17 protein-coding genes, 2 pseudogenes and 1 riboswitch are annotated in these 18,764 nt (G+C 60.3%); of the genes and pseudogenes, 15 read left to right on the forward strand and 4 right to left on the reverse strand.

All coding sequences use genetic code 11. The annotated features are described in order from the left end of the window. Positions 1-78 precede the first annotated feature (78 nt). Positions 79-3,897, reverse strand: coding sequence for an autotransporter outer membrane beta-barrel domain-containing protein (locus H8F23_RS09850; protein WP_194934225.1), 3,819 nt, complete (start codon positions 3,895-3,897; stop codon positions 79-81). Between the two features lie 164 nt (positions 3,898-4,061). Beyond that, a riboswitch (cobalamin riboswitch) is annotated at positions 4,062-4,267 on the forward strand. 92 nt (positions 4,268-4,359) lie between these two features. Between H8F23_RS09850 and H8F23_RS09855 the strand changes: the two genes are divergently transcribed. The 8 genes from H8F23_RS09855 to H8F23_RS09890 all read left to right on the forward strand — a co-directional run bounded on the left by H8F23_RS09855 (position 4,360) and on the right by H8F23_RS09890 (position 11,239). Further along, positions 4,360-6,297, forward strand: a complete 1,938-nt coding sequence (locus H8F23_RS09855) for a TonB-dependent receptor plug domain-containing protein (RefSeq protein ID WP_194934226.1) — start codon at positions 4,360-4,362, stop codon at positions 6,295-6,297. Next, the gene (locus H8F23_RS09860) at positions 6,297-6,656 is read left to right on the forward strand and encodes a (2Fe-2S) ferredoxin domain-containing protein (RefSeq protein WP_194934227.1); all 360 of its coding nucleotides are present in this window, start codon (positions 6,297-6,299) and stop codon (positions 6,654-6,656) included. Before H8F23_RS09855 ends, H8F23_RS09860 begins: the two co-directional genes overlap by 1 nt. Further along, positions 6,653-7,573 (forward strand): ABC transporter substrate-binding protein, encoded by a 921-nt coding sequence (locus H8F23_RS09865; RefSeq protein ID WP_194934228.1) that lies wholly within the window; start codon positions 6,653-6,655, stop codon positions 7,571-7,573. The genes H8F23_RS09860 and H8F23_RS09865 overlap by 4 nt, the downstream gene beginning before the upstream one ends. Before the next feature lie 50 nt (positions 7,574-7,623). Next, entirely contained in the window at positions 7,624-7,827 is a 204-nt protein-coding gene (locus H8F23_RS09870) for a PLDc N-terminal domain-containing protein (protein WP_194934229.1), read from the forward strand. Between the two features lie 170 nt (positions 7,828-7,997). After that, positions 7,998-8,318 carry an isochorismate lyase gene (locus H8F23_RS09875; RefSeq protein ID WP_194934419.1) on the forward strand — a complete coding sequence of 107 codons (321 nt, stop codon included), beginning with the start codon at positions 7,998-8,000 and terminating at the stop codon, positions 8,316-8,318. Positions 8,319-8,448: 130 nt separating this feature from the next. Then, positions 8,449-8,931 (forward strand): GNAT family N-acetyltransferase, encoded by a 483-nt coding sequence (locus H8F23_RS09880; protein WP_194934230.1) that lies wholly within the window; start codon positions 8,449-8,451, stop codon positions 8,929-8,931. A 19-nt stretch (positions 8,932-8,950) separates the two neighbouring features. Next, positions 8,951-9,661: a phytanoyl-CoA dioxygenase family protein gene (locus tag H8F23_RS09885; protein ID WP_194934231.1), complete on the forward strand. Its 711-nt coding sequence runs from the start codon at positions 8,951-8,953 to the stop codon at positions 9,659-9,661. Positions 9,662-9,697: 36 nt separating this feature from the next. After that, on the forward strand, positions 9,698-11,239 hold the full coding sequence (locus H8F23_RS09890) for a class I SAM-dependent methyltransferase (protein ID WP_194934232.1): 1,542 nt from the start codon (positions 9,698-9,700) through the stop codon (positions 11,237-11,239). Positions 11,240-11,273: 34 nt separating this feature from the next. On the opposite strand, the gene H8F23_RS09895 is transcribed toward H8F23_RS09890, so the two are convergent. Beyond that, entirely contained in the window at positions 11,274-11,741 is a 468-nt protein-coding gene (locus H8F23_RS09895; protein WP_194934420.1) for an anti-virulence regulator CigR family protein, read from the reverse strand. A 105-nt stretch (positions 11,742-11,846) separates the two neighbouring features. Between H8F23_RS09895 and H8F23_RS28855 the strand changes: the two are divergent. The 3 genes and pseudogenes from H8F23_RS28855 to H8F23_RS09905 all read left to right on the forward strand — a co-directional run. Continuing rightward, a pseudogene (locus tag H8F23_RS28855) lies at positions 11,847-11,960 on the forward strand (VOC family protein); the annotation flags it as partial. Positions 11,961-12,026: 66 nt separating this feature from the next. Next, on the forward strand, positions 12,027-12,935 hold the full coding sequence (locus tag H8F23_RS09900) for an alpha/beta fold hydrolase (protein ID WP_194934233.1): 909 nt from the start codon (positions 12,027-12,029) through the stop codon (positions 12,933-12,935). A 78-nt stretch (positions 12,936-13,013) separates the two neighbouring features. Then, the gene (locus H8F23_RS09905; protein ID WP_093433404.1) at positions 13,014-13,172 is read left to right on the forward strand and encodes a DUF2986 domain-containing protein; all 159 of its coding nucleotides are present in this window, start codon (positions 13,014-13,016) and stop codon (positions 13,170-13,172) included. Between the two features lie 131 nt (positions 13,173-13,303). On the opposite strand, the pseudogene H8F23_RS09910 reads toward H8F23_RS09905, so the two are convergent. Further along, a pseudogene (locus tag H8F23_RS09910) lies at positions 13,304-13,450 on the reverse strand (AraC family transcriptional regulator); the annotation flags it as partial. A gap of 175 nt (positions 13,451-13,625) precedes the next feature. Between H8F23_RS09910 and H8F23_RS09915 the strand changes: the two are divergent. Next, positions 13,626-14,171, forward strand: a complete 546-nt coding sequence (locus tag H8F23_RS09915; RefSeq protein ID WP_194934234.1) for a GNAT family N-acetyltransferase — start codon at positions 13,626-13,628, stop codon at positions 14,169-14,171. Positions 14,172-14,213: 42 nt separating this feature from the next. Here H8F23_RS09915 and H8F23_RS09920 read toward each other — a convergent pair whose 3' ends face one another. Continuing rightward, the gene (locus tag H8F23_RS09920; RefSeq protein ID WP_194934235.1) at positions 14,214-14,921 is read right to left on the reverse strand and encodes a class I SAM-dependent methyltransferase; all 708 of its coding nucleotides are present in this window, start codon (positions 14,919-14,921) and stop codon (positions 14,214-14,216) included. 215 nt (positions 14,922-15,136) lie between these two features. Between H8F23_RS09920 and H8F23_RS09925 the strand changes: the two genes are divergently transcribed. The 3 genes from H8F23_RS09925 (at position 15,137) to H8F23_RS09935 (ending at position 18,663) form a co-directional block, all read left to right on the forward strand. Further along, positions 15,137-15,451 (forward strand): hypothetical protein, encoded by a 315-nt coding sequence (locus H8F23_RS09925; protein WP_194934236.1) that lies wholly within the window; start codon positions 15,137-15,139, stop codon positions 15,449-15,451. A gap of 168 nt (positions 15,452-15,619) precedes the next feature. After that, on the forward strand, positions 15,620-18,004 hold the full coding sequence (locus H8F23_RS09930) for a DUF3772 domain-containing protein (RefSeq protein WP_194934237.1): 2,385 nt from the start codon (positions 15,620-15,622) through the stop codon (positions 18,002-18,004). A gap of 197 nt (positions 18,005-18,201) precedes the next feature. Further along, entirely contained in the window at positions 18,202-18,663 is a 462-nt protein-coding gene (locus tag H8F23_RS09935; protein WP_095049879.1) for a DUF3574 domain-containing protein, read from the forward strand. The last annotated feature ends 101 nt before the right edge of the window (positions 18,664-18,764 follow it).

Consider the following 18,764-nt stretch of genomic DNA (forward strand, 5'->3'; position numbering starts at 1 on the left):
GGTGTTGATTTGCTATCTGACACAGCGTTATCGCGAGCAGGCGAAGGCCTACAGGGTTATGCGGTGTAGCCGAATGCCCTAGAAATTGATCTTGAACCCCAACATCGCGTCATACCCATGGCTGTCGCCATCAAAGCCCTGGCGATAGCCAGCCGAAACGGTGAACGTGGTGCGCCGGTTGGCCTGGTAATCCACCCCCACATTGACCTCGCCCCACGTGCCCTGAATGTCGGATTCGAACGGGATGTACCCCGACTCGGAGGAAAACTCGGTTTTCGGCTGCCCCTTGAATTCATGCCAGACACTCGGCCGGATCCAGCCGTTGGTGCGCCGTGCGCTCTTGTCGACGCCTTCGGTGTCCCAATCCTTGGCGATGCGCACGCCGGCACGGCCAATCAGAGAGTCCACGTCCTTGAAACGAATGTTCGCGCCGACGTCATCGCTGCTGTCCAGATCGACATAGCTGTAGATCGCCTGCAATTGCGGCTCGATGTACCAGTCTTTGTCGACTTCGTACGGGTAGCCGTTTTCCAGCGACGCGGTGTAGCCCCAGCCACGGGTTTTCAGTTTCGCCAGCTCGTTGGGTTTGGCTTCGATGTCGAAGCGATTGACTTGCAACACCCCGTCCAGATACCAACCGGAGGGGCCGAAGTGCGTCCAGTACGCACCAACGCCGTAAGCGCGCAAGGTGTCTTCACCGGCGGCGCGCCGGGTGTAGTGGCTGACGCCGGCGTCGATGGTACCGGCGGACAACGACAGCCCGGCCTGTTCGTGACTGCCGTCAGGCCGGTCCTTGCGGTAGAGGTCGGTGCCGACCTGAAAGGCCGTCAGGTCGTAGTTGTATTCGGGCGTGTTGCCCAAGGCGTTTTTGCGGTCGCCGTCCTGTTTGCCGCTGCGGTAGATCACCCGGCCCCAGCCCATCGATGGCGCCAGGGTCGACTCGTCTTCCTTGGGCAACGGATCACCGCGATTCAGACGCTCCTCACCGACCCGCTCGTGAAGGGTGTCGACCATCGTCCGGCCGTAGACCAGTGCCAGCGCCGGGACGGCGCCGTACAGCGACACTTCCGGGCGGTAATTCGGTACCGGGGTTGGATCGGGATCAGGACCGGGTGGACCGTCCGGGGGCACCGCGTCCGAACGCAGATACCAGGTGTCCTTGCCGCTACCATCCTCGGCACCTTGTTGCAGGCGATATTCGTAGGGGCCGGCGACGACACGCCGGGCCAGTTGAAACGCATTGGCGTCACTCGCGGTTTCGGTTTTATTGAGCAGTTCGACCACCGCAATGCCGTTGCCCTGAGTCAGTTCACCCTGCCCGCCGACATTGCTCACGATCACGCCGGTGGTGCGGCCACTGGTAGTGGCCGTCGAATCCACCACCAGCATGTCGGAAAGACTGTTCGCGCCGCCGCCATTCAACGTGGTGTTAAGCAGCAACCTGCCGCCATTGGACACGAACACCCCGCCGCCATCGGTGCCGGCGGTGTTGGCGCCGCTGATCAGCAACACATTGCCGACGGTGTTGCTGCCAGCGGCAAGGTCAAGGGTGCCGCTGTTGATGAAGCGGTTGACCCCGAGCAATTGGCCCTGTACGGCGCCGCCTGACGTGGGCGCATTGGCAGCCTGGCCCAAAGGCAAATAGGCGCCGCTGGCGTTGAAGGTGGTGATGCCAGTCGCCGGTTGCGCGGCCAAGCGGATCACGCCGCTGTTATCGATGCTGTTGGTGCCCGATGTGCCGAGATCACTGACCGCAACACCCCAGGTATCGCGGCTGCCGCTGGCATTGCTGGCGGTGAAATTGCGCAGTGTCCAGGTGCCGCTGTTGGCCACCGTGCTGGCCGCGCTGACGGCATTCACGGCGCCGGTCATTTGCCCGGTGTTGTTGAGCGAAAACGTTGTGCCGGGTGTGGTCGCGTCGGCGCGTACGGCGACATCGCTCAGCGCACTGATCACACCTGAGTTGTTCAACGTCTGGCTCGCACCGCCGAGGGCGACGCCGCTGCTGTCGCCTCGCCCGCCCTGAAGGGTTGCCGTGTTGGTCACGGTGGCGCTGCCGCCCTCGGTCAACGCGTCGATGGCCGACGAACCAATGCCTCGAGTGGTGATCGCGCCGCTGTTGCTGACGGTCAGATCCGCTGCACCCGACGCCTCGGCGAGAATGCCCTGACTGTTGCTGGCGCCGAGCGTCTGGATCGCGCCGCTGTTGACCACGCTCTGCGCGCCAGTCACCGACAGCGTACGGATGCCGCGCTGTTGATCGCCACGCGCAATCAATTCCCCGCTGTTGCTGACATTCAAGGTGCCCAGCCCGCTGCCCGAGTTGAAGGCATTGCCGGCGAGAATCGCCGCGCCTTGGCCGTTGACGTCGATCAGCGGACCATTGAACACGACACCCACGTCACCGCCCAGCGTCAGCGCCTGGATACCAAAGGCGCCAATGCCCGTGCCATCGCCCGAACCGGCGTCCGAGTGGGTGATGATGGTGCCGCCGGCATTGACGTTGACCGTGCCCGTCGGCGACTGCGTCGAGACATAGATGCCGTTGGCGTTGCTGTGCAGGGTTTCGATGCGATTGCCGCGATAGTTGACCTGGACGCTGCCCCCGGTCGAGTCGACCCGAATACCGCCCGCGCCAAAGCCACTGGCAAACAGATCACCCGAGTAATCTATCAGCACATTGTTGTTTTCCGCGCTGACAATGATCGCGTAGGCCCGGGTGGTGTTGATGTCGCCGAGGACGTTGATGTTGCCGCTACCGGTGATCGAGACATCACCGGTACCGCGCTTGATCACGTAGATCGCCCGCGAACCGGCAGTGTTTGCCGTGCTGCCGACGTTGATGGCGGCATTGTTCTCGATGCTGATCGAACCACTGCCGCCGACGTTGTCATTGGCATAGATACCGTGCGCGGCGCCGCCCGTCGTCGTGATAGCGCCGCTGTTGACGATGGCGATGCTGCCGACCGTGGCAAACGAACGAATGCCAAAACCGTTGAGGCCGCTGGTGGTCAGCGTTCCGCTGTTGGTGAGGCGGGTAATGCCATTTCCACCTTCAGTAAACAGACCGAAAGCGTTCATGCCGATGCTCTGCACGTTCGCCGCGTTGATCAGTGTGGTGTTGCCATTGACTGCGCGGGTATGCACGCCGGCATGGTTACCAATGCCCGCCGTGGGCAACGTTTCGTCGCCGATCGGAGATCCGGCCGACAAAGCATCATCATTGTTGACCAGAATGCTCACGCCACTGCCGACGTTGACGTTGATCTCGCCGCTGCCCGTGGCTTTGGTCCAGATGCCGTTGCCGCCGAGCAAGGTGATCTGGCCATTGCCCTGATGATTCAGGTTGATCGCCCCGCCGCCGCTGGCATTGATGTCAATGCCGTCGTGTTCATTGCCGACCACGGTGTTGAGGATGTTCAGCGTAGTTCCGGCGCTGACCGTGAACGTCGACAGGCCTGCGCCGGCATTACTGAGCGCCAGCGCATCCAGCCCGCTGCCGCCGAGGTTGACGGTATTGGTGCCGCCATCGACGCTCAGGTTCGCGTTGCCGGTGGTGCCAATGACATTGGCGAACACCGCGTTGGCAGCCGTCGGGGGCGTGCTGTTGACCGTCGTACCGCTGAGCGTCAGCGTTGTGTTGGCGTTGTTGCCTCGACTGTTCAGCGAGGATCCGGCCGTGGTGGTGATGGTGGTACCTGTCTGAGTGCTGATCGACGCATCGACTCCGGCCGTTGGCAAGCAGGTTTGCGAGACGTTATAGGCGCCTGCGGCCAAAGGCCCGCACGCCGCTTGCGCGTCGGTCAGCGTCAGCGCATTGGCCATCGCGACCAGCAAGGCGTTGCGAATGAAGTGCGGGGCGAACCCGCCGTGAACATGGTCGCTGGCAGCGTGCATGAAAACCTCCTTGTTCGACTGCTCCTCGAGCAACTCGCGCCTGTCGACACCACGGATATCGCGTTGTGGTTACCGTCATAGACCTTAGTAGTTATTTCCAAAGTTGGTAATTCGCGGGTCGAGGACCTGTACTGGCAAGTTGACGAACGGTCTGTCGAATGTTCAGATGCCGCCCAGTTTCAGGTGTCCCATGCCGCCGTGCATGGGGTGAAACGGGAAACCGGTACGTTCTTTTCGAACAAGTCCGGTGCTGCCCCCGCAACGGTATGCGCGTGATGCTTTCGACAGACCACTGTGGCCACTGGGCCATGGGAAGGTGAAAGCCTCGATACGCGCGAGCCCGGAGACCGGCCTGGAATTTCGTTTGGCAAAATCCTGCGGTGGGCGGGCATGGGCCGGTATTGGCTGTGCGCGATGCCTTCTCCTGCATGCTCTTCTGCGAAGATCCTTTTCGAGAAGACAATGATTCGACCTTTCAACACCTCGGCTCCAACGTTCTTGTTCGGCTGCCTGTTCAGCCACGTGCTATTGGCGGATGACACGCCACTGGAACTCCATCAGCAAATCGTTTCCGCACCGTCGGTGGAGTCCACCACCGTCGCCGACATGGCCAGATTCGGCAGCAAGGTCGAAATCGTCAGCCGCGAACAGATCGAACGCGCCGGCCCCAGCGCCGATGTCAGCCGCGTCATGCAGATGTTCATTCCCGGCCTGTATGTCGCGCCGAAAAATGGCCCGTTCGACTACGGCACCTATTCGCTGCTGGGCGGGCGCAACGACGACACGCTGATCCTGCTCGACGGCGTACGCCTGAACAATCGCCTGTACGGCGGCCTCTATCTGGACACCCTGCCGGCCAATGCCATCGAGCGCATCGAAGTACTCAAGGGCGGCCAGAGTCTGTTGTTCGGCACTCAGGCCGTGTCCGGCGTGATCAACATCGTCACCCGCAGCCCGCAGTCGCGCAAAGCCGCCGGCGAGGTGAATCTGGGCGTCGACAGCTTTGGCGGCACCACCGAAGACGCCCGCGTCGAGAATATCTTCACTAACGGCTTCGGCGACCTCGGTTTGCTGGCATACGTCAGCCATAACGTCTCCGACGGTTACCAGCCCTATCGCAACCGCGACATGAAAAACGATTCCGGCAAGGATCGCGCCTACGAAGTCACCACCTTCGGCGGCAAGGCGATTCAGTCGTTCGACAATGATTCGCGGCTGGAGCTGTTTTACCAATACGCCGACGCCAACCTCGATTTCGCCCGCCCGGTCGACAACCACAAGACCACTAACGACCGCGTGCAGCAGATCGCCACGGCGACCTTCGAGCAGACCGTCAATGAGCGCCTGAGCTACTTCGTCAAAGGCCATATCAACGACTGGGACACGCGTTATACCCGCGTCAACAACATGGAGGGTGGCGGCACCAAAGTCATTAACCACAACGACTATTGGGGCTTCACCGACTGGGGTGTGCAGGCCGAAGGCAAGGCTGAATTGCCCGGCGATCATGTGCTGGTGTTCGGCACCGACAATCAATGGTTCAAGGGCCAGGATGATGTGTTGATCATCGATAACGACAAGGCCGAAGCCCACGCTTTCTACACGCAACTGCGCCCGCAGATCGACGCCCTGCCCGACTGGCACCCGAGCATCGGCGTGCGTCACGAGTCCATGAGCGGCGGCGACAGTGCCACGGTCGGCATGCTCACTTCGCTGTACGACCTCAATGACAATTGGTCGGTGCGCGGCCAGTACGGCAGCGCCTACAAACTGCCGAACGCCGAGCAGCTGTTCGTCAACGAGCCGGGCGACGAGATTGGCAATCGCAACCTGAAGCCGGAAAAAAGCCGCAATGCGGAGCTGGGTGTCGACTACAAAGGCTTTCTGCTCGAGCGCGAATTCAGCGCCAGCGTGACCCTGTTCAAACGCAAGATCGACGACTTGATCACCCTCGACGACATTCAATGGGTCAACGGTGAAGGCCAGGTGCGCATGCGCGGATTCGAGGCCGACGCCAAACTCGCGCTCAACGATCAGTGGAGCCTGCAAGCGGACATGACGCGCAACCTCACCGAGTCGCGCACCGGCGTGACTATCAACGATATCCCGAGTTTCTTCGCCCGCTCGCGCGTGGGTTATGAGTCGGAAAACCGCCTGTGGGGCGCCGGCGGTGCGATCCGCTATATCCGCGACATCAAAAGCTCGAAGCAAGTCGAGTACGGCAATTATTCCGTGGTCGATGCCGACGCTTATCGCTACCTCGACAACGCCCACCAACACCGTTTGAGCCTGCTGGTAGAGAACCTGTTCGACCGTGATTACGTCACCAGCCGCTCGAGCAACGTCGATAACCTCGGTCGGCCGTTCACCTCCGAAGTGCGCTACACGTACCGCTTCTGATGAGTGAGATCAAAACCATCGACGGCGTCGACACGCACCCGGACTGGTCGCAGGTGCCCGAGCATGCACGCCATGTGTTCCTCTGCAGCGGCCCGCGCTGCACCCAGCGTGGTGCCTTGCAGTTATGGAAAACCCTGCGCCGGCATTTGCTCGCGCACGATCGCATCGAGACCCCGGGCGGTGTTTTGCTGACCCGTACGCATTGTCAGTTCCCGTGCAATCTGGGGCCGATTGTGACGGTGTACCCGGAACGCTGCTGGTATGGCGTGCGCAGCAACGAAGAGGTGCAACGGTTGGTCGAGGGGCATCTGGTGGGCGGTGAAATTGTCGCGGATTTGCTGATCAAGGCGCGGGGATGAGATCGATTATATTGGCACTTGGCGCCCTGCTCGGCTCAACGCCTGTGCTCGCCGACAATTACCGCAATTGCGGCGAAGAATGGAGCGCGGTTCAGCCTTCGCGCATCGTCGCGCTCAATCAGCATGCGGCCGACATTGTGTTGGCGTTGGGCGCGGGGTCATCGTTGGTCGGGGTCGCCTATCTGGATGACACCGCTGCCGGCCAGCGCCCCTCCGCGTATTTCGGCGTGCCGGTGATCGCGCGGCAGTACCCGGCCAGCGAAGTGCTTTACGCTGCGAAGCCGGATCTGGTGATCGGCGGTTTTGCCACGGCGTTCGGCGACGGGGTGACCTCGCGCTCGGGGCTGGCGCGCAATGGCGTGGGTTCGTATCTGCTGGAGTCGGCCTGCAACGGGCACTCGCTGGATTATTTCGCGCATGTGCGCAATGACTTGCTGACCTTGGGCAAGCTGCTGCACCAGCAGCAAAAAGCCCAAGCATTGATCGACTCCATGGAAAAGGACATTGCCAGCGCCCGAGCCTTGGCCGGTGCAGGTAAACCGTTGTCCGTGTTCTACCTCGACAGCGAAGTCAAAGGTCTCGACAGCGAAGGTCGGCGTGGCTTTGTCACTCCGCTACTGGCGGCTGCCGGTGCACGCAATGTGTTCGCCGACATCAACCTCTATCGAGTCACCGTCAACAGCGAAACCTTGCTGGCCAGCGACCCGGACGTGATTCTGCTGGCCGACGCCGACTGGTCGCCAGCCGCTCGCAAACGCTACCTGTTGACCCACGACCCGGTGCTCTCGCAACTGCGCGCGGTACGTGAAAACCGAATGATCGACATCCCCTTCACCCATCTGCTGCCGACCTTCAACAGCGGCCGCGTCGCGTTGGAACTGGCCCGTCAGCTCAACGCCTTGAACAAAAATAAATGAACCCACCGCCCCCCACGTCACCTAACGAACAGACCATCAGGAGGTAGCCAATGCAAATCGAAACCGTGTGGATCGTACTGGCGGCAGTTCTTCTGCTTATCGAACTCTGGGCCATCAATCGGGTGCGCAAGAGCGAGGGGAAATTGAGCAATAAAGGCGTGTGGATCGTGCTGATTGTGTTTGTGCCGTTGTTCGGGTTGATTGCCTGGGCGTTGGCGGGGCCCAAGCATGTCAGTCATAACTCAGCATCGTAGTCAGGTCGCTAGAACCTCATCTATGCTGCACACCGCAATACGGCCGGCCAGGCGACAACAGGGAGGTTGCATTGGCGAAGCGTATCGTAGTGATGGATGCCGGTATCGTCGGCACCTCTTTCGCGTATCACCTGCCCGGCAAAGATTCCCCCGAAGAGAGAACGACGTACATGGAAGTGATCAACACATTACAACCCGCCGATTGTGCGGACATGCAAGACATCCGGAGTGAAATCAATCGTCTCGATCAGGCGGTTATCAAACTGCTGGGCAAACGTTTCCAGTACGTCATTGCCGCGTCGAAGTTCAAAACCTCAACGACGTCGGTTCGAGCACCTGAGCGCTTCCAGGCCATGTTGGCCACCCGCCGCGAATGGGCCTGCGCCGAAGGTTTGAACGCTGACGCGATCGAGAAAATGTACAGCGACCTGGTCAATCACTTCATCGCAGAAGAGATGAAGCACTGGACGGCGCAGCAACCGCAACGTTGACGTCTTTGCCGGAGTTTTTCACTGGCTCACGAACATGCGGCGCGTGCTGTCGACCACCGCCCGCGTGTGTCCGATGATTTCTTTTTCAACCACAACGCCACATCCCCCACGAAATCAAGGAGCGCTATTCATGGAAGAAGTCATTACCTACCGCACCGCCACCGCTGCAGATGCTCTGGCGATGTGCGAATTGGGCCAATTGCTCAACTCGGTACACCACGCCGCTCGCCCTGATATCTACGCCGCCGCCACCGAAGATTTTGCCCGCGATTTGCCGCACTGGGCCGGGGTATTCGAAAAGCCTGGCCAGATCGTCTTCATCGCCAGCGCCGGTGAACGGCCCGTGGCGTTCATTACGGCCATCCTGTCCGCCAGTTCCGGCCCGCTGATGCAACCGCAGAATGTGGTGCGCATCGGCTCGGTGTGTGTCGCCGAGCCGTTCTGGGGCAAAGGCATTGGCCGCGCACTGATTCAACGAGTAAAAGACTGGGCCATCGAGCAGAATGCTCAGGACTTGCGCCTGACGGTGTGGCCATTCAACGAGCGCGCGGTACGCATGTATGCCGAGTTCGGCTTCGAAACCCGTGCCCTGGAGATGGGCGTGCGTTTGTGAGGAGCGGACACGTCCGATCATGAATAACCGTGAACAGCTCCATCAACAAGGTTTCGCCCTGCTCCGTCATGCCATACCCGCCGAATGGCTGGACGACCTGCGCCAGGCGTTCGATGCGGGTGTGCTGCCGTCAGATCGCTGGCCCGTCCCACGGGGTCAGGACTGGCGTCATTCGCTGTTGGATGACCAGGCGACCGTGCGCGCGGTGTGCCGCTTGCCAACGGTGTTGGCCGTGGTCGGTGAGCTGATCGCCGAGCGCTTCTTCCTGTCCCAGGTTGAGGGTCGCGAACCGCTTGCGGGGGGCGGCCATCAGCAGCTGCATCGCGACTTGTCCGCGCAACGCCCCGGCGACTGTGCGGTGGCCTTGGCTTTTTTCGATGACTATGGTGCCGACAACGGCGCGACCCGCATCGTCCCCGGCAGCCATCGCCCGGCGCCGGGAGCGCCACCGGTAGACGTCAATGATGAGTCGGGGTCAGTCCAGCTCACGGGCCGTGCGGGCGATATTCTGGTGTTCGATGTCGACCTGCTGCATGCCGGCACCAGGAATCTGCTGGGTGGGCGCCGGCGTTCGGTTCTGATCAACTATTGGGCCGAGCCGCTGTACGCATCTCACCGGCAAACCGTGGGCCTGCGAAATATCCGCATGGACCCTATCGAATGGTTCGATCCTGCCGACAACATCCTGGTGGACACCGAGGGGTTTAACGGCGCAAGTTTCCCCGTATAAAAGCCACTTTCTATTACGATTCAAGAGGCTGCACCCATGAGCAACGCCTGGAACGAAGGTTATTTCACCGACGAAGGCTACACCTACAGCTATAGCCGGGAAATCAATCCGGTATTCCAGCGTTACTGCCTGTTGTTGCGCGGCGTTGCCGGTCTGGACAATCCCGACGGTTATCACTGTGAACTCGGCTTTGGCCAGGGTGTGTCGATCAATATCCACGCCACGGCGAGCCCTGCCGGCTTCGTCGGGACCGACTTCCACCCCGGTCAGGCGGCCCATGCCATTGAGCTGGCGGAACTCAGCAACAACGGCGCAAAACTCTATGACGACAGCTTTGAGCAACTGCTGGCGCGCCATGATCTGCCGCAATTCGACAGCATCAGCCTGCACGGCATCTGGACCTGGGTCAGCCGTGACAACCAGAAACTGATTGTCGAATTCGCTCGGCGCCACCTCAAACCGGGTGGTCATCTGTACGTCAGTTACAACGCATTCCCGGGCTGGTCGCCTGCGGCGCCGTTGCGCCAATTGTTCAGCCTGCACGACCGTTTCGCCAATCACTCGACGCGCGCAGATCAGCGCATCGACGCCGCGTTGCAGTTTTCCGAAGCGCTGCTGGCGGCCAACCCCAAGTACGCCATTGCCGCGCCAAGTCTGGGCGCCCGACTGCAGACCATCAAAGGTCAGGACCGCCAATACGTCGCCCACGAATATTTCAATCGCGACTGGAACTGCATGTATTTCGCCGACATGGTGGATGCGCTAGCCCCGGCCAAGCTCGATTACGTCACGACAGCGGTGCCGATGGATTCGGTCGACGCACTCAATCTGAGTGCCGAAGCCCTGACCTTTCTCGACGGTATCGAGCACCCGGTGATGCGCGAGCAGGCACGTGACTACTTCGTCAATCAGTCTTTCCGTCGTGATCTGTACGTGCGGGGCGCCAACCGGCTCTGCGCCGCAGAGCGCCGGGCGCGCATGCTCAAAACGCGCTTTGTCCTCATGCAACCAGCAGAAAACGTAGCGTCGAGCGTCACCGGCCCCGCTGGCGAAGCGTCTTTGCAAGCGGAAATCTACGGCCCGCTGCTCGATGCCCTCGCGGGCCAGACGTATGAAGCCAAAACGATGCAGCAGTTATTCGATACGGTGTCGCCAATCGCCTATGACGATCTGGAACAGGCGCTCGCCATCCTGGTCGGCATGGGTGCGGTAGCCCCGTGCCAGAGCGAAGCCGCCGAGGCGCGGGTGTACGAACGCTGCGCCGCGTTCAACCTGCAACTGTGCAAGCGCGCGCTGTTCAACGCCGACATTCAGGTGTTGAGCAGCCCGGTCACCGGCGGTGGCATCATGGTCAGCCGCTTCCAGCAACTGTTCCTCATTGCAATCCGCCAAGGTAAACAACACCCGGCAGAGTGGGCGCAACTGGCGTGGAGCGTCATCGCCGAACAAAACGAAGTGTTGGTCAAGGACGGCAAAACGCTGACCACCGCCGAAGCCAACATCGCCGCACTGACCGAGCAAGCGCAGGCCTTTGCCGAGCAATCGCTGATCGTGCTGAGTGCGTTGAAAATCGTCTGATCGGGGTGGTTGGTGCGCAGAGGGGCAGGAAATCTTAATCAAACGCCCCGTTGAGCACCTCATAAATCAGGCCGGTGGCCAGCGCGACCAGTATCAGATCCGTACCCGCCTGCTGCCATTCGTAGCCATCGTAATGCGGCAGATGACCGGCCAAACGCCCATCGAGCTTTTTCGCGATACCGGGCGGCAATGGCTTGCCGGGTGCAAGATTCTTTTGAATGCCCGGTGGTAGCGCAGGCCCCGGGTTCCAGTAGTCGCGGTAGCCATCAACAATCCCGAGCACATTGCCGCGATCGATACTTGGGCCATGACTCCAGTCACCACCAGAGTTGTTGCCCTTGTTGCCGTTACCTTTCTGGTTACCGTGGCCCTGCACATTCTGCGAATTACCTTTGCCATTGCCCTGGCCCTTTCCATTACCGGGATCAGCCAATGCCATCGCCGAGCTGACAACCAGCGCAAGAGAGGAAATCGTTGCAATCAACGTGCGTGACTTGATCATGCGGCGAGCCTTCATGGTGGGATGCTCCTGTGTCATCTTGACGTTACCCGTCAGCTTAGTTTATTCCGGCTGACCGATCGTCGATTACGCCCAGCCCATCGACTCCCGTCCGGAACCCGCATCATCTGGTTGCCCAAGCGCTTCGGGCATTTCTCGATCGAAATTCTCGAAGAGAAGGCGCTGGGGGCATTTATCGAGGCAGCATTTGCTTGCGGATGAAACTCCGCCGCCCCTGATCGATACGTCTACGCTCTCTCCATCGCCGCCACGCCTGGAGACTTCGCCATGACCCGCCCGCTGCTGACTGGCTTCGCCCTGCTCGCCCTGAGCTTCCAGGTCCACGCCGACATCACTCCCTTCCCCGCCACCTTCCACACTCAGGACATCAAAGTCGAAGGCGCGACAATGCATGTGCGAGTTGGTGGCAAGGGTCCGGCCGTGGTGCTGTTGCATGGTTTCGGTGATACCGGCGACATGTGGGCGCCGCTGGCGGCGGATCTGGCCCGCGATCACACTGTGGTGGTGCCGGATCTGCGCGGCATGGGTTCGTCATCGATTCCGCAGGACGGCTACGACAAGAAGACCCAGGCCGGCGACATTCGTCAGGTGTTGAGCGCGCTGAAGATCGAACATTCGGTGGTCATCGGGCATGACATCGGCACCATGGTCGCGTTCGCCTATGCCGCGCGCTATCCCGAGCTGACCGAGCGCCTGGTGGTGATGGATGCGCCCGTACCCGGCATCACACCGTGGAACGACATCGTTCGTTCGCCGATGCTCTGGCACTTCGACTTCGGCGGCGCGGACATGGAGCGTCTGGTTGCCGGGCGCGAACGCATCTACCTCGACCGTTTCTGGAATGAGTTCGCCGGCAACCCGGCCAAAGTCGATGAAGGCACCCGCCAGCACTACGCCAAGCTCTACGCCCGCCCCGGCGCCATGCACGCCGCTTTTGCCCAGTTCCGCAGCATTCGTCAGGACGCCCTCGACAACGCCCCCGTTCTGCAGAAACACCTGGCCATGCCGGTGCTCGCCGTGGGCGGTGAAAAGTCCTTTGGCAACAACGAAGCGATCGTCATGCGCAATGCCGCGGACAACGTTACCGAGGGGGTGATTCCGGCAGCCGGACACTGGTTGATGGAAGAGGCGCCGGCACCGACCATCAAGGCAGTGCGCGACTTTATCGCAATGTGAGGAATTGGGATTGCCTTGGCCCGAGGCTTACGTCAGGATTCGCCCCTTTTGCGCGCAAGAGCAGGCCGGACAGAAAACATGAATCGTCAAAAGAAACTGCAGCAGTTGTTCAAGGAAAAGGCCAAGAAGGCCAGCGCCAAACTGGCGCCGAAAAAGCCCAAGTACATCAGCAAGGCTGAGCGGGCGAAACTGGAGGCTGAGGCGGCGGTGGAATCAACCGATACCCGCGAGAGCTGATCCCTGACCTACAAGAACGGCGCAATATTCGCCAGCGCCCGCTCAATGTAGAGGTCTTTCTCCGCCACCGGCGCCACGTCATGCAGCGCATCGCATCACGTGCAGCTTGCAAACCGACAAGCCGTGCGATGAACCAGGCCGTTCATTGACCGCACCTTGGCTGTGGGACTGGCGATGGACACGCGCCAGTGCGGCTGCCGAACCCGGTTGAGCATGGCGTAGGCAATCAGCGAATCGAGTTCGTTGAAACCTTCGAAAGTCAGAATGGCAATGTGCATGCCGAGCCTCGAGCGAGATAGCCGAAAGCTCATCGCAGAGTCGCAAAATCAACACAATCAATAAATTGTCATGGGTACAACCGTTGGCTCCATGAATTCCCACCGAATTGGATCTTTCCTTAGCCTGTTGCCAGCCTAGACTGGTCACACTCCTCAGATCGATCAGGAAGACACCATGCCGGTATGCGAATTCGACTGCCAACCCGTTCTTCATGGACGCACGCTAAAGCTCAGGGCGCTGACCGCCAGTGACTTTGAAGTGTTGTTTTCAGCGGCGAGTGACCCGCTCATCTGGGCCGGCCATCCTGCCCACGATCGCTATGAACGGCAGGTGTTTGAAAGGTACTTTGCCGCTCGACTGGCCAGCGGAAAAGCACTCGTCGTTATCGATATCGAATCGGGGCAAATCGTCGGTATGTCGAGCTACTACACGCCACCCGATCAGCCCGAAAGTATTGCCATCGGCTACACCTTTCTGGTGCGGGCAAAATGGGGTGGCGACGCCAATCGTGAGTTGAAGGCACTGATGCTGGAACATGTATTCGAAGTCTACGGCACCGTCTATTTTCACATTGGTCCCGCCAACATCCGCTCGCAAAAAGCGGCGTTGAAAATCGGCGCCGTGTACTTGTACGACGCCGAGTTGAGCCTCTCCAGTGCACCGGCCCTGTGCAAATGCTATGGGCTGACCAGGGAACAATGGATCGAACGCCGACAGTGACGTTAATGGCATGTCTGCGCGCACCTTGCGAGCCAGTCCGCATCAAGAAGGCGTTTTACACGCCAGCCAAGCCCCCCAGAACAAACTGCTGAAAAACCGCGTCGCCTCGCCAAACCCGGCCTCATGCAACAACGCCTGAACCGCCGCTTCGGAATGCGGCGGGTCAGCGCCTTGCAGAATCTTGCCCAGCTTGGCCTTCACCTCCTCCGCACTGACGCCCTGCTGCCGCCAACGCTGCCCCCACGCCTGGAGCATTAATGGCTGACTGGCATAGGCGTAATGGTTGCCGGCGACAATCAGCGGCGCGCCCGGTTTGAGCCGCGCCTGAATCGCTTGCAGGATCTGGCGCTTGGGCTCATCACCGTTCAGATGATGGAGCACGCCGATCAACGTTGCCGCATCAAATGAGGCAGCAGCCGGCAGGTCTTCGACGTGGCCGAGATGCACCTGGGTTCGGTGCAGCAAGTCGTTGGCCTGCAGTTGCGCTGTCGCGGTTTCCAACATCGGTACGGAAGGGTCGACTGCGGTGAAATGCCATTGCGGCTCCAGCGCCGCCATCGCAATGATTTCCTGCGCCGTGCCGCCAGCGCCGACCACCAGTATGTTGGCCGGACGCGAACCCAGGCTCGCCGCCAACATGCAGGCCGCCAGATCATGACAGGCGTCGTAGCCGGCCAGCGCTATGCGGCTTTGGCGGGCGTATTCGCTGGCGCGGGAGGTGTCGAATTTTTCAGCTGACGTTGAGTTCACGGCGAAGCTCCTTGTTGTTTCATAAGAAATTACGCGCACACATCAGATAAGAAAAACTCATTAATTTTATGCACTGCATTCCCACGGAGAATACAAGACGAAGCGCCTTCATTAACCGCATCAATAACAACCATTGATTCAATGAAGTTCTCTTATCAAATGCGCGGCGTAAGATCGGCTCCAGACCCCACCACTACATCACGGAGCACACACTCATGAAACGCCAAGCCCTTCTCAGCATCGCTTTCTCATTGTTCGCCCTGAATGCTGTTGCCGCTCCCGCGACTCAAACCGATCCGCTGTTCAGCGACGCAGTAGCCGCCGCCACCCAGACTGATCCGCTGTTCAGCGATGCCATTGCCGCCGCCACCGAAACCGACCCACTGTTCAGCGATGCCGTTGCCGCCGCCACCGAAACCGACCCGCTGTTCAGCGATGCCGTTGCCGCCGCCACCGAAACCGACCCGCTGTTCAGCGATGCCGTTGCCGAAGGGGGTTCCGACCGTTTGCTCGAACGCCGCGCCGTCTGAATGCAGCGTTTTACCGCCGTCACCGAAAAAAGGCCCGACCTCACCCGTCGGGCTTTTTGCGTCTGCAAGTTCTGCTCACCGGCCCTGCTCTGCGGGAAACTTTTGCGCGCCAATCGCCTCGATCACCTAACCTCATAGACTGTGTGATCCATTCGAGCCGCCTCACCCATGCGCAACACATTGAAGTCGTTGTTTTTTTTCGCATTCATGCTGGCGGTTGGCGGCAGTCCGACGCTATTGGCCGCCGACTTGCCGCCGCCGGCAACCACCGCCGCCGCGCCGCTGCCGGTGATTTCGCAAAGCGAACTGCAGGCGCTGCAACAACGCCTCGACGGCCTCAAGCAACAGATTTCCGCAGCGAACAATTACAACCAGCTCGAAGGCCCGCAGGATCGGGTGCAGGCGTTCATTCTGGATGTCGATCGGTTGTCGGCGGCGTTGTTGCCGCAGCAGGCGCAACTGGCGGTGCAGTTGGGGGTGCTCGGCGCGGCGCCGGATGCTGATCTGGCGGCGGAACAAGCGGATATCGTCGTGCAACGGGCAGCGCTGGCGGAGCAGAAAAGCAAGGTCGACGGAACCCTGAAGAGCCTGGTGGCGTTGAAGCAGAGCGCGGCGGATCTGATTACGCAGATCGCTGGCATTCGTCGCACGTTGCTCGAAAGCGAGTTGACCTTGGGCACTGACAGCGTGCTGAGTCCGAGTTTCTGGTCACCGCTGGTGAATCCGACCGACGATGATCGTCAGCGTCTGCGTTTTTTCGTCGATCAAGTACGTGATACCTGGGCCACGGTTTGGGCGCCAGGCGAACGCCTCTTCACCAGTATCCTGGTGCTATTGGCGCTGATCATCTGGACCTTCGGTCGCCGGCTGGCCGAACGCGGTCTGACCTGGGTGTGCATTTACCGCGTGCCCGAGGGACGTCTGCGCCGCAGTGCGCTGGCGTTCGCCTCGGCGCTGGCGACCATCGCCACCACCGCCATTGCCCTGCAATTACTGTTCTACGCCTGCACCCGTCATCAACCTTTGCCGCCAGTGCTGGAAACCTTCTCCGAAGAGTTCGAAAAGGTCGTCTATGCCTGCGTGCTGCTCACCGGGTTGAGCCGCGCGTTGCTGTCGACGGAACATCCCTCGTGGCGCCTGCCGGCGATTGCCGATCAGGTGGCGCTGGCGCTCAGGCCCTACCCGCGCATTCTGTCCTGCACGTTATTGGTGCTGGTGACACTGGTGCAGGTGAGCAATGCCACCGGCATGAGCAGCCAGATCGTGATTGCCGGACGCGGGGTCATTTCGATCGTGGTGCTGGCGATCGTGACGGTCCTGCTGTTGCGCGTCGGCAAAGTGCGCAAGGCGCTGGTCGCGGCCAATGATGCGGCAGCAGCGAACAGTACGTTTGCCGGGGTGATTTACACCCTTGCCAGCGTCTCGATGTTTGTCTCGGCGATTGCCCTGCTCGCCGGCTATGTGTCGCTGGCGCGGTTCATCAGTTATGAGCTGGTGTGGGCGTACATTGTCTTGTCGGGTTTCTACCTGCTGATCCAGTTGATCAAGGACGCCTGCGAGCACGTTTTTTCGCCACGGCACGCCAGCGGCAAAGCGCTCAAACAGTTACTGGGCATCGGTGACCGGAGACTCGATCAGATCTCGATCCTGCTGTCCGGTTTCAGTCGGGCCGCGCTGATGCTGCTGGCGGTGATCGCTCTGTTTGTCGGTGGCATCGGCACCACGCTCGGGCAACTGGCGAGCAACATCATGGCGATCCTTGGCGGCGCCGGGCTGCGCAAGCTGAACATCGTCCCCGGCCACCTGCTCAATGCCGTGCTGGCGCTGATGATCGGCATCTGGCTGATCCGCGCCCTGAGTCGCTGGCTCGACAACGAGTTCCTGCCCAAGACCGACATGGACCCGGGCATGTGTGCCTCGCTGAGTACGCTGTTTTCCAATATCGGTTACGCCTTCGTGATCCTGCTGACACTGTCGTCGCTGGGGGTGCAGTGGACTAATCTGGCGTGGATCGTCAGTGCGCTGTCGGTGGGCATCGGCTTCGGTTTGCAGGAGATCGTGAAGAACTTTGTCTCGGGGCTGATTCTGCTCACCGAACGACCGGTGAAGGTCGGCGACCTGATCAGCATCAGTGGCGTCGAAGGCGACATCCGCCGCATCAACGTGCGCGCCACGGAAATCCAGCTCAGCGACCGCTCGATCGTCATCGTGCCCAACTCGCAACTGATCTCGCAGAACCTGCGCAACGTCACCCTGGGCGGCAGCGCGCAAGGCGTGGCGTCACTGGAACTGGTGTTCCCGCTGGATATCGATCCTGAAGAGGTGAAAGACCTGTTGCTCAACACGTACCGGGAGAACGAAACCATCCTCGATAAACCGGCACCGTTCGTGCGCTTCAGCAAGTTGTCGCCGGACGGAATTACTTTGACGGTGACCGGGTACGTGGCTAGCCCGAGGATTGTCGGGGTGACCAAAAGTGATTTGCTGTTCGAGATTCTCAAGCGGCTGGGTGCGGCAGAGATTGCGTTGGCGAAACCGCCGGCGAGTGCGTAATGAATCGGTAAGGCTCTGGCATGGAATATTTTCGCTGTCTGAAAAATCGCTTTCGCGAGCAGGCTCGCTCGCACAATTTTTGCGCGGTGAAGGGTTATTCCGGAAGCGCCTAAATGCCTGCTTTTTAGGTCTTTATTGGCGGTCAGACGGCAACCTTATACTCGAGCGGTTTACTCATCGTTCAATAAGGATGTTCCATGCCTCGACGTTTTCTACTGGCGGCGCTGTTCGTCGCCGTCGCCGGTTGTGCCAGCCCTCCTCCTGCGTCCGTTCACACCCATGATCCCGCCAGTTCGACCTTGCAAGGTGATATTTCGCGGCCGGCGCAGGCGCAGTGGATTCGCACCGAGTTGTACTTCTCCGTTGGTTCGATCGATGGCAAGGACGGTGCAGTCAGCCCGGCGCGCTGGCGCGAGTTTCTTGATCAGGAGGTGACGTCGCGATTTCCTGATGGTTTCAGTGTGTTCGATGCTTATGGGCAGTGGCGGGACAAGGGCGCGAAAGAGCCTGAACGCTTGAGCACCAAGGTGATTGTGATCTTGCATGAGAACAGCCCGAAGAATGCGGGCAACATTGAAGCGATTCGCCTGGCTTACAAGCGTATTACCGGGGACTTGTCGGTGCTGCGGTTGTCGCAGCCGGCGGAGGTGTCGTTCTAGAAGTAGAAGCCCCTCACCCTAACCCTCTCCCAGAGGGAGAGGGAACCGATCCGGGGATATTGGAGAGGTACGCCGACTTGAACGTGCATCACTGAATCCGT

The sequence above is a fragment of the Pseudomonas neuropathica genome, assembly GCF_015461835.1.
GTDB classification, from domain to species: domain Bacteria; phylum Pseudomonadota; class Gammaproteobacteria; order Pseudomonadales; family Pseudomonadaceae; genus Aquipseudomonas; species Aquipseudomonas neuropathica.